17 protein-coding genes are annotated in these 15,801 nt (G+C 56.2%); 13 read left to right on the top strand and 4 right to left on the bottom strand.

Annotated features, from left to right (window positions below; all coding sequences use genetic code 11):
* The first annotated feature begins 6 nt into the window (after window positions 1-6).
* From LI336_RS01965 to LI336_RS01905, 13 genes are all read left to right on the top strand, one after another.
* Window positions 7-585 (top strand): cupin domain-containing protein, encoded by a 579-nt coding sequence (locus tag LI336_RS01965; protein WP_227130936.1) that lies wholly within the window; start codon window positions 7-9, stop codon window positions 583-585.
* A gap of 173 nt (window positions 586-758) precedes the next feature.
* Window positions 759-1,493, top strand: coding sequence for a hypothetical protein (locus LI336_RS01960; RefSeq protein WP_227130935.1), 735 nt, complete (start codon window positions 759-761; stop codon window positions 1,491-1,493).
* 240 nt (window positions 1,494-1,733) lie between these two features.
* The gene (locus LI336_RS01955; protein ID WP_227130934.1) at window positions 1,734-2,054 is read left to right on the top strand and encodes a hypothetical protein; all 321 of its coding nucleotides are present in this window, start codon (window positions 1,734-1,736) and stop codon (window positions 2,052-2,054) included.
* 104 nt (window positions 2,055-2,158) lie between these two features.
* Complete coding sequence (locus LI336_RS01950) at window positions 2,159-2,440, top strand: hypothetical protein (protein WP_227130933.1); 282 nt, start codon at window positions 2,159-2,161, stop codon at window positions 2,438-2,440.
* Between the two features lie 1,308 nt (window positions 2,441-3,748).
* Window positions 3,749-4,291, top strand: a complete 543-nt coding sequence (locus tag LI336_RS01945) for a hypothetical protein (RefSeq protein WP_227130932.1) — start codon at window positions 3,749-3,751, stop codon at window positions 4,289-4,291.
* Window positions 4,288-4,569, top strand: coding sequence for a hypothetical protein (locus LI336_RS01940; RefSeq protein WP_227130931.1), 282 nt, complete (start codon window positions 4,288-4,290; stop codon window positions 4,567-4,569). The genes LI336_RS01945 and LI336_RS01940 overlap by 4 nt, the downstream gene beginning before the upstream one ends.
* A gap of 117 nt (window positions 4,570-4,686) precedes the next feature.
* Window positions 4,687-5,097, top strand: coding sequence for a hypothetical protein (locus tag LI336_RS01935; protein WP_227130930.1), 411 nt, complete (start codon window positions 4,687-4,689; stop codon window positions 5,095-5,097).
* Complete coding sequence (locus LI336_RS01930) at window positions 5,084-5,416, top strand: hypothetical protein (RefSeq protein ID WP_227130929.1); 333 nt, start codon at window positions 5,084-5,086, stop codon at window positions 5,414-5,416. Before LI336_RS01935 ends, LI336_RS01930 begins: the two co-directional genes overlap by 14 nt.
* The gene (locus LI336_RS01925; protein ID WP_227130928.1) at window positions 5,409-5,579 is read left to right on the top strand and encodes a hypothetical protein; all 171 of its coding nucleotides are present in this window, start codon (window positions 5,409-5,411) and stop codon (window positions 5,577-5,579) included. The genes LI336_RS01930 and LI336_RS01925 overlap by 8 nt, the downstream gene beginning before the upstream one ends.
* A gap of 643 nt (window positions 5,580-6,222) precedes the next feature.
* Window positions 6,223-6,636, top strand: a complete 414-nt coding sequence (locus tag LI336_RS01920) for a hypothetical protein (RefSeq protein WP_227130927.1) — start codon at window positions 6,223-6,225, stop codon at window positions 6,634-6,636.
* Between the two features lie 274 nt (window positions 6,637-6,910).
* On the top strand, window positions 6,911-7,579 hold the full coding sequence (locus LI336_RS01915) for a hypothetical protein (RefSeq protein ID WP_227130926.1): 669 nt from the start codon (window positions 6,911-6,913) through the stop codon (window positions 7,577-7,579).
* 219 nt (window positions 7,580-7,798) lie between these two features.
* Window positions 7,799-9,328, top strand: coding sequence for a sensor histidine kinase (locus tag LI336_RS01910; RefSeq protein WP_227130925.1), 1,530 nt, complete (start codon window positions 7,799-7,801; stop codon window positions 9,326-9,328).
* 349 nt (window positions 9,329-9,677) lie between these two features.
* Window positions 9,678-11,807, top strand: coding sequence for an Aq_aa27 family P-loop NTPase (locus LI336_RS01905; RefSeq protein WP_227130924.1), 2,130 nt, complete (start codon window positions 9,678-9,680; stop codon window positions 11,805-11,807).
* Window positions 11,808-11,853: 46 nt separating this feature from the next.
* On the opposite strand, the gene LI336_RS01900 is transcribed toward LI336_RS01905, so the two are convergent.
* The 4 genes from LI336_RS01900 to LI336_RS01885 form a co-directional block, all read right to left on the bottom strand.
* Window positions 11,854-12,489 (bottom strand): PH domain-containing protein, encoded by a 636-nt coding sequence (locus LI336_RS01900; protein ID WP_227130923.1) that lies wholly within the window; start codon window positions 12,487-12,489, stop codon window positions 11,854-11,856.
* Between the two features lie 2 nt (window positions 12,490-12,491).
* The gene (locus tag LI336_RS01895) at window positions 12,492-13,625 is read right to left on the bottom strand and encodes a hypothetical protein (RefSeq protein ID WP_227130922.1); all 1,134 of its coding nucleotides are present in this window, start codon (window positions 13,623-13,625) and stop codon (window positions 12,492-12,494) included.
* A 224-nt stretch (window positions 13,626-13,849) separates the two neighbouring features.
* Window positions 13,850-14,890, bottom strand: a complete 1,041-nt coding sequence (locus tag LI336_RS01890) for a tyrosine-type recombinase/integrase (RefSeq protein WP_227130921.1) — start codon at window positions 14,888-14,890, stop codon at window positions 13,850-13,852.
* A 728-nt stretch (window positions 14,891-15,618) separates the two neighbouring features.
* Window positions 15,619-15,777: a hypothetical protein gene (locus LI336_RS01885; protein WP_227130920.1), complete on the bottom strand. Its 159-nt coding sequence runs from the start codon at window positions 15,775-15,777 to the stop codon at window positions 15,619-15,621.
* Between the last annotated feature and the right edge of the window lie 24 nt (window positions 15,778-15,801).

Raw genomic sequence — 15,801 nt, 5'->3', positions numbered from 1 at the left:
TAACGAATGAATTCACGATCGGACGAGCATCTGCTGGCGGGATCGGGTCGTCCCCCGAGAACCGACGCAGGTGCCTACCCGAATACTATCGAAGACCTGTCGACAGGGGCGTCCATCACGTTCCTCGAACGCGGTGTTGATGAACAGGGGGCGTACTTGATGATGGACGGCGTCCTTCCGCCGGAAACCGACAGCGGGCCCGCCCGTCTGCACCCACGGTCGGAGGCACGCTCGAAGGTGATGGCGGGTCGAGCCGACGTGACGGTTCGCGGTGGCTCCCACGTCCTGCTTCCCGGAGAATCGCTGACCATCGCACCCGGAGAGGCCCACAGCATCCGAAACCGCGGCGACGACACCCTCGTCGTTCGGACAACGCTCCGCCGGCCCGGCGAGTTCGAAGCCGCAATTCGGGCGCTCTACGAGGCTGGTGCAGGGGGGCAACCGGTTCTATTCGCGGTAGCGGCAGTCCTCTCTCACTACCGTGCGGACGTGCGTCTCGCAGGCGTACCGTGGTTGGTGCAGCGACCGCCCTTGCGTGCGCTCGTCGGCATTGCAACGATGCTGGGTCGAAATCCACTCACGTAGTCCGCTGCCCTGTCGCGATTAATTGAGAGTGACATAGTCTCTACCTGCCGTCAAGTCGGTGACGAGCGTATACTATCCCCTCCACAAAGACGAAGAGAGTCTGAGTAACGGATGAGTAAACCTTTAGTACAGGCTATCTCCTCAGACGGCTAACCTAACAGCAGCGATAAACAATGGCATCGTCTACTAACCAAGCAGTCGAAAGTATAGAGCGGCCGACCGGTGTGCGTAAGTGGAACTACCTGCGTGTCGGAGGTCTGGCCGCGCTCATCGAAGCGGGCATCTACGTGGCCGGCATCGCGTACTTCCTCGTCATCCTCGACTTCGCGAGCGTCAGCGGGGCGCTCGAACAGGTCGAGTTGTTCTCCGCGAACGAGACGAGTCTGTACGCGATGTATCTCCTCATCTACGTGGTCTTCGGTATCGTTCTGGTGGCGCTCGTTCTGGCGCTCCACGAGCATATCAAAGCCGACGCACCGATGCTGATGCGAGCGACGACCGCATTTGGCCTCATCTGGGCTGGTCTCGTTATTGCCAGCGGGATGATTGCCACCCTCGCGACGGGCGTCGTCGTCGACCTCTACAGTACCGACCCGACGCAGGCGACTACGGTCTGGCTGGCAGTTAGCCCGGTCATCGACGGGTTAGGCGGCGGTAACGAGATTATCGGCGGGCTCTGGACGCTGCTCGTGAGCGTCGCCGCGCTGCGAGCGCGGGTTCTCCACCGACTTGTGAACTACTTCGGGCTCGTGGTCGGGATTGCAGGCATCCTCTCGGCGATTCCAGCACTCGGTGAGATCGGCGGTGGCATCTTCGGGCTCACCCAGATCGTCTGGTTCGTCGCTCTCGGCGCCCTCCTACTCCGCGCAGGTGGCCGTGAGGCGTCCGCGTCCCTTCGTGAGGAGTGATGCGACCGATGGTGGTGTGAGACGAACATGGACGGGGCGCTGAGTGAATCCTCTGTATCTCGCGGGCAGTTTCTGACAAGCTCTGAGGGTATCACGACCTGTCGCGTTACGTATTTCGCCTGTCTCTAACGAATCGAGCTATGCTGTTCGTGGGTGTGAGAACAGCTCTATGACACCCTCCCTGTGCATGCCAACTGCCGCTACCCCGACCGATGTTGCGACGGCGAACATCGTGCAGGTATGGGCGACGAGACGGAGCGGCGAGACGTACTGGCGTCGCTAACCGTGCAGGGTGTTGGGCCAGGTGTTCGCATATCGGAGATAGACCACGAGGAACCGACCTATGACGTACCCAGCGTGGATGCTGACGACGACCACGTGTTCCGGCTAGCGATGAGCAGCGCAGTCTTGCACGACGACCCAGACGAGGTGGCGGACGTCCTGGGTGTGCCATCCGTTCCTCCCACGGCGGGCCGTCCGCCAGCGAGGTCGAGGATTATGCGAGTGCTGCTGCTTGTGGCAAGTACGACAGGGATGAGATCGATCGGCGTGCGGAGTTAGTTCTGGGGCACGATTCCGAATAACCTCAAGTTTCGCATATGCTGTTTTGGTGAGCCTCACCCCCGAGACAGTCCATTTATCCGCAAAACTCCTCAAAGGATGGTGTGGCGAAAGCCTACGAGGTAGCAGAGAAGAACAGAGTAGACAAGAAGCTAGTCACGGCGCACGAACGCGTTCTCGAAGAGTGGTCAGATGAGCAGGTCACGGAACTCTCGGAGATCGTCCGCGAGGAACCGATGTACCAACCCCTCGACCCCACGCCCACGGAGGCCGCGTTCTACTTCCGTCGGGAGCAGGTCAAGAGTGAGGTCGAAATGAGGCCGGTGAAGCTAAAATTAGACAAGTACCTAGCGCCGGTCACCATCGACTACGAACCGGCAGAATAGTTCCGCGTCCTCACGCAGACGCGTGACCATTCAGGAGGACGACGATTGGTTAGTGGCATGATGGGCGACGGACGACGGAAGCGAGCACCCAGAGTAGCGAATTGAGCGCGTCGAATAGGCTACCCACCGACCGACTGCACCCGGTCGAGAGCGTCGCGACGGTGTTCTGGAGGCATTTGGTCGTAGCGCATACTGGTTCGCCTCGATCGATGTCTTAACTGAACCTGCGCGGCCACTTCCACCACGAGGAGAAGACTGATTGTCGGGACGTGTGTCGGCGAATGGTCTGGATTGTGAGCACTGTGGGGTGGTTATCGGCGACCGGGACACGCGCTACGAGCAGGTAACTCCGCTCCATGGTGGTGGTGGACAGACGAGTGATGAATACTGTTCGGTGAAGTGCTTGAATGCGCGTGTGGGGTTCTCTGAGCAAGAGATTGATGCAGATAGTGGAAAACGGAGAAGTGGAGTCCTGAAACCCGTTCCCAAGGCGGGCTGTGTCCCTCCCGTGACCAACCGTGGCGAGTCCTTCCCAAGGGGACTCACCCTACACAAAGTCTTAATGCGACTTTTCACTTGAATGCCGGCACGCGTGCTGCCCATCCGGATGGGGAACAATGGGGTACGCTTCATATGTTCTGTTTGTAATAAACCCCCACCCCCACCGTGTTTCACGTGTTCTGCCGTCCTGCGATTCCGTCTACACCCTGTTTCATATGTTACACCTGATTTCATATGTTTCACGTGTCCGTCTCGGCAGGGTGAGAAACCGTATTTAGGCGTCTGAGTGGCTTTACTCTCCGCGAGAGTGGACTTCAATTGAAAACGTAACTATCCCCCTCCCCTACCCCAGAGTGAAAACAGAAAGGGAACACACGGACGAACTCAAACCAACATCGGAGTGATCCAACGAACGTGACAGTACCTGACCGCTTCCGAGTGCAGTTCTCGGAAGTATGGCGGTGAACAGCCCTCGACTGCTTCCTCATTGACGTGGGGTGTTTCGAGGCTCAAGGCGACTACAAGGGCGCTGAAACCACGATGGATGGAGACCTTCGCTCTGCGCCCCTCTCTCGGGGGAAGCACGCCACCACCTTCCAGCCGAGAGGCGTGTGACTCGCCGAATGGGTGGAACCTGAGCAGCCCTGGTCGCGAATCCTTATCCAATCGCAACGCCTCAACAGCAAACCCACCGCGTGAATGTAGACTCGTATCATAGCGGGACGCGGTTTGAGACGATGATGACGCTGCAGATGGAGGTGATGCCACAGTACTAATCGCAAAACACCACACACGACACGAGAATCTATGGCAGAACCAGACACAGACTTCGATACCGAACAGATAGCCGAACAGAACCGCCTGAACGACGACGCGACTGGATTCCGGTACCTCGACATCTTCGACGACACCGGCCGAATCGCCCTCGAATGGGACGTTCTCGAAACTGATCTCCGTCGTGCGCTCTACGTCATTGGACGGGCCTTCCCTCACGAAGAGATGCTACGTGAGGCGGCGGGAGACTACGAGACTGGCAAGATTCACACCTCGGAGAACAGCATTCGGTACGAGTGTGAGGAGTACGCCGTCGATGTGAGTGAACACTACTACAACGCCTTCCAAGACCTGCTGAAGAACGAGTTCGGCGACTATGACGCCGCCACCTCTGACGCCGAGGCGTACGACGAGGACTTCGACGAACTGGAAGTCTCCAAATCGGTGGTGGCGGAACACTATCGCGACCGCCTCCGAAAGGCCCTCTTACAACTGATGAAGCAGGCGGACGAGTCGGGGAGCAGTTACCCAGTCTCCTACCCGGTAGTCGTCCTCAAGAATGGTGATACAGAATGAGGGGTGAGATCGTCACGCCGCATCTCTACATTTGCCCGGAGGACGCGGATGGGTACGAGAACTGTTGCTATGCAGTCGGGAACACGAAGTCCAATAGCGTCTTCGTCGCCGTCGTGGACGCCGAGAAAGCTGTTAATCTCATCGACAATAGCCGACACACGATGGTCGACGGCAGTATCGTCTACGTGAATCTTGACGATGAGGACTGGGAAGACCTGTTCGTAGAGGCACGAGTCGGAGACGTAGACCCGGACGAACTGTCCTGCCATCCGTACTGAACACGCCAACCATCCACGCCCGCTGAACGCAGACTCGCCGTCGCAGGCGGGAGCGGGATTTGACGACTCGGGATGCGTGGAGAAGGAGGTGATGACGCCAACCAAGACAGAAACACAATGTACGATGAAGAGACGAAATCGACAGAACAGAACCAGACGAAGGACATCTACAAGCAGACCGAAGCATACGTCGAGGACTTCTGCATTCGTCGCTTGGACGCCCCCGATGGCGAGCGACGGATGTCGGTATTGATGCGGTTCTCGGGGCGCGACGACGGCACTGAGAAGTACTACCTGAAGGCGACGGCGACGTACAGCGACCGAGGCGGGCACCAGGTCTCGATCAGACGTGAATGTGAGGAAGACGTGGTTGCGGAACTCGATATGCGCATCGTTACGGCGTCGCCCGAGGACGCGTTCGATTGTACCCAGGCCGTCCACGAGACCTACCTCGCCGCGGTTGACGACTGGTACGCGTTCGCCGAGGAGGCCAAGGAGGCCGAGAAGGCCGGTGATGACAGTGAGTGACGTGGAGGTGATGCTCGCCGAGAGCCTGGACGAGTGCCAGCCGCTCGCCGAGTTCGCCGGCGAGTCGAAGTTAACGCGAACGACGCCTCACAGTCAGATCGATGTCCGTGGCGGGGAGATTGTCGTCATCCTTTACACGGCTGGAGATGCTGGTCTCGTCGTCATCGACTACGCACCTGGGATGGCGTCCCACGACACTGCTTTCGCTGGAGACATCCGAGACGTACACAAGGCGTTGGTTCGCCTCACACATCACGTGGATTGTGAGGTGATCCGAGACGGATTCGAGCCGCTCACGATGGGTAATCGGGATGTTTGAACGAACCTTCCTCGTCAAGATCGACGAGCACTTCCGTCTCGTCCGAACCCACCCAAAGCAGCTCGACGGTCACTTGGAGTACTGCCTGCATCGCTCGGAGGAAGGAGAACCGTGGGTGCCGTGGCGCGGAGAGCGCGAACCCACGGAGCACGTCCTGGTGTAGCCCGCGACCGCCTCGAAGGCGAGGTAGTCGGGGAGGCGATTAGCGAGAATCAGACGCGACTGGACGACTTCGATCGTGATGCTGGTGGTTGCGTGCAGAACGAGGGTTCGACCGTTGCGGCTTGCGATTGACCTTCACTTTTCTCCTTGTTATCCTTTCACGTCAGTGTAGACGCCGGCGAACGCGGAACCCCGGCTGACGAAGGTCTTAATCATCCTATCCGAGGAATATTTAACGGAGAGTGTATTGAGAACGGTCGAATCGGTAGATCCAGGCTGTTCACATCTCGTTCCACGTTCGAGACTTGTTTGCTTACTTTTTTGATAGACGATTGTCCGCCGGGTCGGGAATATACGTTCGTACAAACTGAATGCCAGCGGCAAGTGCGATTATCCCACCAGTAACACCGGAAATAGCCCAAATTAGCTCATCTTGGTAATTCGTAAGCATATAACCCATATCTGCGACGGTTATTACTCCGACTCCGAGCAGAAACACACTTAGCAACATCCAGCGGCGAATTGAGCGGAGAAGTATCGTTGTCTCGGAGGGTATAGAGGGTGGACTAAGAGCGACCAGTATTACTCTGTCGATGACTCACAGGTGGTGGTCAATACGCGTACAGGACGTAGCGACGACACACATGACGGAACTCGTCGAGCGTCTCGACTACGCCGGGGTCGCCGGAATCCATCTGGAGCGAGAACCGACCGAGCATCCGGCTGGGCTCTCCGAGTTCCGGCTGGTCGTGAAGAGACGCCAGCAGGATGGTTCTGTCGTCGACGAGGACGACCCCGGCACGCTCTCCAAGTCGGAACGATCGTTGGTCGGGCTCGTCGTCGCGCTGGTGGGCTACGTCGCACACGATGTGGCCGATGACGTGCCGTTCCTCCTGTTGGACTCGCTTGAGGCGTTCGATACCGACCGCATCGACTGTCTGCTGGACTACGTCCGCGACGCTGTCGACGTGACGTACATCGTCACCGCCCTCCTCAGCGGGGATGCTGATGCTGTCGACGCCGAGGACGCAGAGATTTCGGCGGACGCGTTCATCTGAGCGCCAACGAGCAGCCGCACTCGCACTACACCAATGACGAACCCGAACCACCTACCAGTGAGGAACTGGCTCCAATCACGGTTTCGGCGGCGTACGGTACGACGAGGAACGACGGACGATGAAGACCGTTGGTACGAGGACGAGGAAGGCGGCGTCAGGCCAGTGTTACCACGGTCACGGGTAACATCGACTCAGCAGTTTCCCAGAAGAGTCACCCCTGTTCGAGAGTCAATGGCCATTGCGCAAGTGGCGAAAGAACACGCTGCGCTGGTGGGTGCAGTACTGGTACAAGCGACAGCTGGGGATCCTCGGCCACTACCGCATCACGAGCCAGATGGACGTCAGCACGCCCGATGGCACTATCGAGGCTCGCGAAGAACTGATCCAGCCATCGGACGAAAGCGTCCGTCACCATTCTGCGGCGACGCTATTCGAGACCATCCGTTCGTACGACGACGTGGGGCTCGCTGCCGATGGCTGGGAGTACGACCGGTATCCAGCGGAGCATCCGCTCCTAGATGTCGCAGAGCAGGATGCCGACGAGATCGGACACCTGTGGCGCACGACGATTCGGCCGGCCTTGAACATTGGTTACGACGACGTGTGGCGCGGGGAACTGATGTTCGTCCGGCTACTCGATGGGGACGCGTGGCCTCCGGTCGGCTTCGGTGGGCAGATCGACCTCGTGGCAGAGATGCGCTCCAAGCGCCGTGCCGTCGACATCAAGACTGGGGCGCTGCGGACGTCTCACCGCATGCAGGCAACGGCATACCAGCACGCGTTTCGCGAACTTGATGGGGCGGCACTCGTCCACGTTTCGCCGACCGGCGAGTGGGAGGTAGAGTGGTCGGAGGACTGGCCGACAGAGTCGCTCTGGCAGCAGTTCCGCGCTGAGGTCATCTCGGCCGAGGGAAACGGTGAGTTCGATTTCGACTCCTCGTAGAGGTAAGCGATTTTCGACCTCACTTAGACCGTATCAACGTGAGTCGCTGGTGCGCCGAAGGAATTGTCTTCCATCTACTGTTCCGATATTAAACGCCTATATTTGTTACACTATAGATGACTATCGTCCACAGACAGTGGATTCGCCGTGTTGGACGAATCAAAACAAGTGGCAACCGCGCCACAAATGATATCTTCCTAAAGAGTACAGTAGCCAACAATGAGAGAATCGCCCCAAGGCGGAGATGGGGGACATCATCGGCTGGTCGAGAATTCACCGGTTCCAATACTGGTTGTCGATACAGATTATCGGATTCGAGAGGCAAATGAGGCATGGAGAGAGGCAGTCGAGGCAGACACCGTGCAGTCACTACTCGAATCGTCTGCACTCCAATTCATCCCAGAGGAAGCTCAACCGGCGTCTAAGAATCGACTTGATCAAGCACTTCATAACGACAACGCGGTTGAGGCTCGGGAGTATCGCTTTTTAACTGTGGATGATAATCGCCGGTATGCACGAGGCTCAGTGATCCCGACCATCGTTGATTCAGGCGAGAGTGGTGCGCTCGTCATGTTGGAGAACATCACCACGCAACGAACTCGGGAGCGAGAAATCGAGCGCCGCCACAATCAAATTGAGCGCCTCTATGAGATTAGTGTCGAACTCGCTGGATGTGACTCCCCTGAAGCGGTCTACGACGTGATGATTGAGGCGCTAGAAGACATTCTCGATCTCAATATGTGTGCAGTAGACCGGGTTGAAAACAATAAGCTTTGGCTCGCCGCTACTTCGAGCGATCTCCCGGACGATGGGTATTCTGACCCGCCCGTAGACTTAGAGGAGGCCGGGCTTGCTGGGAAAGCATATCACAAGAAACAGTCGATACTGGTCGACGATGTTACAGAACATCCTGATGCCGAACCTGATGGAGAGTACTCGTCAGTGCTGACGGTTCCAATGGAGGACGTGGGCGTTGTCCAAGCAGCATCGTTTGATCGTGCTGCGTTTGACCAGACCGATATGGAGTTGGTGGAGCTACTGTCTGGTCATGCGAGAGAGGTCGTCCAACGGTTAAACAATGAGCAGGAACTACAAAAACGGCAGAAAGAACTTGATCTACTCCGTCAAGTTTTCTCCCGTGTTTTCCGTCACAACATGCGGAATGAGCTCTCACTAATCAACGGTCATGCTGAAATTATCGCGAACAATAACGAGAGCGAGTCAACCGATAGTACAGCAGAAAGCATTCTCGAGGCCTCCAAGCGGCTGCTCAGCCATTGTGGCAAAGCGCGGCAAGTCGAGAGAGTGATGAGTGAAGAACGAGAGATACAGTCCGACTCTCTTCAACGAATGGTGTCGGCGGCCGTGAGCGAAGTCGAGAGCAAATTTCCTAGCGAGACCATCGCCGTGAGTGTTGATGATGTGGATGTTTCAGCGGTAATCGGTATTGAGCAAGCGATTGAGAACGCTCTTGAGAACGCGCTAAAGCACAACTCTTCGCCAGTAGTGGTGAGAGTCACCTCGAAAATCCAGGAGGACTGCGCTTCGATAGTTGTAAAGGACAATGGTGAGGGAATTCCAGAAGAAGAACTGGGCGTCATAAATAACGAGGAGGAAACCTCACTCTCGCACGGTTCAGGTGTCGGACTTTGGTTGATGAAGTGGGTTGTCGAAAAGTCGCAGGGAGCGATTCGTCTAACCAATACCAGCGAAGGTGCACGCGTCGAGATGACGTTGCCAAAGAAGTAGTGTTGCTGTTCAAACTCGATCTGTTTTCGTCATCTACCACCGAGACCGTGATATGAATATTGATAGATTGTTGATTTTGCGGAGATCTGGGTGAATGACCAGTTACATAGTTTCTACGAACTCACGACCTAGGCCTACCAGATTGACGCCAATGTCGTTGACTCCCTCTATCACGTGTGCTTCTGCGAGAACCCTTTAGACGAGTCCGACCCAGTACTCCCGGAGAAGCCCTGGGAGCGCATCCCCTACTTGGCTGGTATCAGCATCTTTGAAGTCACAGACGGTACCCGGCATATTGTTCAGCCCGTGGACAATTCTTATGAGGCCGTCTCTCCAGACCACGAACACCATGGATTGGGCGACGACGATTAATTTGGGCGGGTTCGGGGATGCGGCGGAGATGGAGTGGCAAACGGTGAAAAGCTGGGAGTCGTTTACTGATTTCTTCGAGGGTGCGATTCACGTTGATGCTGTAACGTACTGTGAGTCACCAGAGTTGCTGCTCGATCTGTTTGAGAAGGAAGAGGCGAAGTTGGAGACGATGGATGTGCTCGTCGGCAACCGCGAGGAGTACCAGTCCTCCGTTGATGACGCCACGATTGCACGCCAACTTGAGCGCCACTATCGCGAGGATAGCTTGATCGTCCGACTGAAGAATCGGAAGGTCGTTCACTCGAAGCTCTATCGCATCGTCAAGCCAGACGAGGAGGTCGTCCTGATTGCTGGAAGTGCAAACCTCTCCTACAATAGCTGGAAGAACCAGACCAACAGCGTCGTTGTGTTCAACACGAGCGTGGGGAGCCAGCTCGATGAACGGTTTCTCGAATGGATCGAAGACCACCGCGACAGCTATGCGAACGAGATCTTCATGGAGAACCTCGCTGAAGAGTTGGAGCAACTTGATGACGAGGAGGAGAAGGAGCGACGGATCGAGCTTTGGATCGACAACCGGGATACGCAGCTCTCGGAACAGGGAGAGATTCACTCGAGTATCGGCGAAGAGTTAGACGACCTCGGTGACAAGGTGGACAAGGTCGTCGGTGTGTCGGATGATGTGGATGAAGCAGATGAGGTCGTTACTGTCGAACACGTCGAAGCCGGGGAGACTGACGGAGAGGAGACGGTGAGTGGGGAGGATGGATCTTCTGGCGAGACTCCTGAGGGAGTGACAGCGGCGAAGACCCCCGAATATTCGATCACGCTTCCAACACAGGGCTTCGAGACGGACGGTTACCTTGACCAGATGGAAACCGATCTCAAGCGGCGTGGCGCTGACGTCGGCACAGATGCGATCACGACGCCCGTCGAGGGCTACACGAACTATCTCGAAACTCGGTACGATGTACCGAAGATGTGGGTCGACACCGAGGCCGGACGCGTCCACCTCCAGCATGGAGAACACCACCGGATTCTAACCGCCGAGGAGGAAGCCGACCCCGAAGTGCTCAATGCTGCGCTCGCGAACATCGAAGAGTACGTCGAGACGGTCGACAAGTGGGGAGAGACGAACAACCCGCAAGCAGTGATGGCGCACATGTACGAGGCCATTCTCTACGGCCTGTGGGCACCGTTCGTGAACCTCTACGCACGCCAGTTCTATGGAGACGTCACGCTGGACAACGCGCTCCAGTACCTGTACGTCTTCGGGGAATCCGACGCGGGGAAGGACAAGTTCACAGAGTTCCTGCTTCGACTCATCTCTGACGACTTCGTCCGCGGAGGTGCCGATGCCGACAACGTCGGGAAGAACCAGATTCGCTCACTACGCAACATCGACACGGTGTTCCCCTACGTAGTCTCGGACATCTCGAAGCAGAAGATCGAGCGTGTGGATACGCTCCGGAACTTCTGGCAGGACTCGTGGAATCCGGGAGACGAGGTATCTTACCCATCCATCATCTTCACGAGTAACGACTCTCGTCCGAATGACTGGTTCCGGAACCGCTCGAAGATGCTGCACTTCGACGTCGCCTTCCCATCGAACCCCGAGGACGAGGGATTCTACAAGGCGCAGGAAGACCTCAACGAGATTCTTGACGAGCAGAACCCGATCTTCTCCTACGTCTCCCGTCGGATTCTCGAGGAGGAGATGTACTTGGATGCGGGCGGGACGGTCGAGGACGTGCGACGCGTGTTCCGCGAGTTCTACGATCGGGCCGGCCGGAAGGAGCCAGACTACTTCCCCGTCGAACCAGCGAACCGCAAGTACAACATCGGGAAGCGAAAGTGGCGGCAAGCCTCCAAGCGGGGCGATGTCTCGTTCGAACGCCGGGAAGACCACCTCATCGCAGAGTTCGACCTCGAACCACACGAACTCTACAGCTATCGGAAGACGCTACCGACGAAGATGCGTCCCGAGAAGAGCGGTCGTAACATCATTGTAAAGAACCCGGAGGACTTTGGGGAGTGGTTGGATATTGACGAACTGACCAAAAGAGAGGAATCTGGGACAGGATTCTTGAGCCGGCTCTTCAGGTGAGGAGCCTTGGTTGATTATGTTCGACCACCTGTCTAAAGTCCTATAATTATATGAGGTTGCGAATCTTGTCAGCGAAGTCAGTTGTGTTTTCGATATTCTGCATGACTATCTCGAGTGTCCCCCCCTCTCCACTGGCCACACGCACATTTCCTAGACCGACTATTGCCTCCGTTGGAGATTTCCGAATTTCGACGGCTCTGACCTTCCCGAACGGAATTTCACGTCGTATGAGAGAAAGAAGTCGATATTCTTTAACGATACGTTGGTTAGTAATGTAGTACTTCGTGAGACTATTAGTCCAGTAGGTTTGGAGACCTTCTGAAAGGAAATATAATCCAGTAATAAATGCTATTGTCGGATATACGTACGGCTCTTTTGTGTGGAATAGTAAATAAAGGGCAAGAGCCAACAATGGGATGCTGACGAGGATTTTGGCCAGAGCTACGCGCTGAGTAGGATGCCGGTCGTCTATGAGTTCTTCGTTTTCTCGTAGTTTCGGTGGTTTGGGTGCAGCGATATAGTGAACGTACAGCCCAACTCCGACAATGAAGATTCCAAAGAGTATAAACGGGATTCCCAATTCTGCGGGATGATTTGTCTCGGCCAAGTAGAGAAATAGTCCGACCCCAATAAAGGGAACACCGATGATCGAACTCCAAAAAGCGGGAAGTCCTCTCGCCATCGTCAGTCGTCCTCCAGTAACTGGTACACGATTCCCGATACTGAAATTAGAAATCCAGCAACAGTCAAAAAGAAGGGATTATTAAGGAATTTTAGATTACCTGCTTGATTGTTATTGAAGAACCCCCGCTGAAATTCAGATGTTCGAGTAGAGTTGTCGACCGTGGTTGGATTCTCAGTAGGTGACGTAGCTGAGCGTTCACTCTGTATCGTGCTCGGTTGTTCAGTCGATATCGTCGTTGTGGGCTCTGTCTGTGTCGTAGTAGTGGGGGTCTCAGTCAGTTTGGAAGTTGTTTCAGTCTCGGTGGAACTGGGCGGATTTGAAGACTCACCTTCGAGATGTAAGAGATATTCTCCACCGGGGGCGCTATCCGTGCTACCGACGTTAATTGTATATTCCCCATCAATGTATAAGTCTGCAGAAATACCCACCATAGCGCGTCCTGAGATAGCTCGTATTGCACCACTGTCTGATGCTATGGTATTACCGTCTGGGTCAATTAATCGTAGTCTCGGATTATCATATATCTCAAAGTTAAAGTTTTCAATAAACATTGTGATAGTAACAGAGTCGCCAGATGTACCTTCGAAGGTCACCGGCTCAATATATCGAGTCTGTTCTCGATAAAAACCCGAAGTCGGATCAGACTCGCTGATGATGCCACCTTTGTGCTGCCCATAACGAATTTGTCTCAAGTCCGATGTGATTTTTGCGATAGAAATTGAATAGCGTCCGGTTCTCTTTGGTTTACTTGTTGAGACATTGATTGTGTGAGTCCCGTCTTTTTGTAGGTAGGCTTTGATACCAGTCGCACCCTCTAGATTATCTGTCCCGATTGGCCTCCCATTGGGGTTTAACAGTCTGATGTGGGGTTCAAATTCGTCACTGGATAATTCAACGAAAATCGAATCTCCAGCCGAGCCCTCAAACTTGATTGGCTCAGTATAGTAATCTCGATCTTCAAACCCTGATGTGGGATCTTGTTCGTCAATGACACCGGCTAGGGTCTCACTGTAAGAGATGCTTCGCAAATCATCTGGACTTTTCCATGAGATTTCGCTTAGGACTCCAGATGCCAAACCACCAAAAACAATTGAGTCTAAAAAATCTCGACGTGGTATTGATAAATCACGCATGACTTTAGCAGGTTGGAGTATAGACAAGTAGTTTGCGCACTGAGAATGGAACTGATAGAGAGCACTCGTCGCCAGTGGTTAGTTGAGTACCCGTCAACAAGCCAGTGTAATTGAGCGCGTATGGCAGTCATTGGTTGTTCAGGAACTGTGCGGATCACTCGCGGGGAGAGAAAACCAAAGAAAGAATAGCTGATGATGCTTAGCGAAGCGGTTCCGGGGCGTGACTACTTTTCTCGACGGTTCGGGTCGTTGTTCGAGGGGAGGTAGTCTCGCCGTTGGTTCATCCGCTCCTTGTCCGAACGCGTGTCGTAGTGTTTGTCGAGCGTCTCGGAGTTCACGTCCATCCGATCCGAGACGAGATGTTTCGGCATGTCCTCACGCAGGTGGTGCGTGATGCTGCCACGTCGGAACGCGTGCGGGTAGAGGGAAGACGGACACTTCGATGCCTGATCCTTCCGAGCCGTGGCCTCGCACTCGCTGATCGTTCGGCCGTGGGGGCACTCGTTCGTGTACGTGCAGGGGCAGGTGACGGCGTACACTATCTCGCGGAGGTTGGTTTTGGCACGACGACCGTATCGGCTACTGAACAGCGGTTCCCGGCCGTAGTCGTCATTGACGTCGTGGCGGTTGTTCTCGATGTAGTCGGCGATGACCTGAGAGGTGCTTTCGGAGATGTTGACCAGTCGTTCGCCGGCCTCGCCGTTCTTGAGTGGGGTGTCTTCTTCGGGCCGGTGGAGCGGTTCGACGTAGTTCTCGTCGAGGTGAACCGTGTCGACGTCGAGACCGTGAACGCCGCCGAGCCGAAGGCCAGTGTGCCAGAAGACTTCGATGAGGCAGTGACGATGGCTCGCGTACTCGTACTCGTGCAGGTAGCGGAGGATCTGTCCTGCGCGTTCCGCATCGAGCGTTTCGGTACGCGTGTTCTCCGGCGAGGGTGATTGCACCTTCTCACTGGTGCCCTGTGGAACGGCGTCGATGGACTCGCACCAACGGATGAAGACGCGGATGGTGTCCATCACGCTCCGGATGGTCTCCCGAGAGTAGTTCCCGCCGTTGTCCTTCGATTCGAACGCGTCGATCTTGAACCGGTGCAGCTTCCGACCGTTGATGTTGTTGAGGTTGTCTATACCTTGACTCTCGCACCACGCGGCGAGCCGGCCGATGCGCCGACGGTGGGCGCGCTCGGTCGACGTTGCTATGTCGCGGTCTTTGGCGTACAGTTCGAGGGCTTCTCGTGGCCCGATGGGCTCTAGGTCGTCGGTCATGTTCTTGTCCTGTCGCAGGACGACAGCCATTCCCGGTTCCTTTGCGAGGCCCCGATGTGAGGTCTCTTCGAGGGTCTGGGTGTCCGATACTCGCCACGCGTCCGAGTGTGCGAACCCGCTTTGCAGGGGTTTGTAGCTCGAAACGCGCGGGAGATCGACTCTTCTAGGTCAGGAGCCCGGAACGGCGCGAAGCGCCGCAGGCCCGGAACTGAGTCTTTTCGGCGTGGAAGCGCACCCCGCCCGGCACCTACTGGATGCCCGGCAGGGAGCGACCCGCGAAAGCGGTCAGGGTATTCGCGAACGTCGCCGTGCGACGTGAGCGAATGCTTATGATAAGGAGCGAATCGCGGCGCTGTGCCGCGATTCGAACTTATCATTAGGGGTTCAATTCCCTTCCGGCCCGCTTCTCTCGCGACGCAACACGACGAGCGGAGCGAGGAGTCCGCGCCGCGCGGAACGTCACGAAGGAATTGAATCAGGGAGCAGCTTGCTGCGACCGTGGTTCGAGTTCCCGTCCGGCCCGCTTCTGTGACGGTCCTGGGAACGAAGTGAGCAGGACGTCGAAGCGCTTGCGTTTCGGAAACCGAACGTGAGGAGCGAAGCGGCTATCGGCGTCGTCGGCTTCCTTCTCGTCGTCGGTGGCGTGTACTGCGTGACGGTTCGTTCGGAGACGTCGACGCAACTGCGGGAACCGACCGCTCGGTGACTCGCTGGAGTGCGGGTGGTGGTTAGGCGACCTCTGCGATGCGTTCGCTCCCGCAGTCGGGGCAGAAGCTGTACGCGGTCTCGAACTCGCTGTCGCAGAACTCGCACCGGTAGTGGACGTCGTTCTCGGGGGCTTCGGTCCCGCCGCCGAGGGCGTCGCGGATGGAGTCGAGTACGCTCATGGTCCGCGTCGAACTACGCGACCA

This window comes from Halorubellus salinus (genome assembly GCF_020567525.1).
In the GTDB taxonomy this organism is placed as follows: Archaea; Halobacteriota; Halobacteria; order Halobacteriales; family Natrialbaceae; genus Halorubellus; species Halorubellus salinus.
The sequence above is the reverse complement of the archived record's forward strand: the minus strand, read 5'-3'. Positions and strand labels throughout refer to the sequence as shown.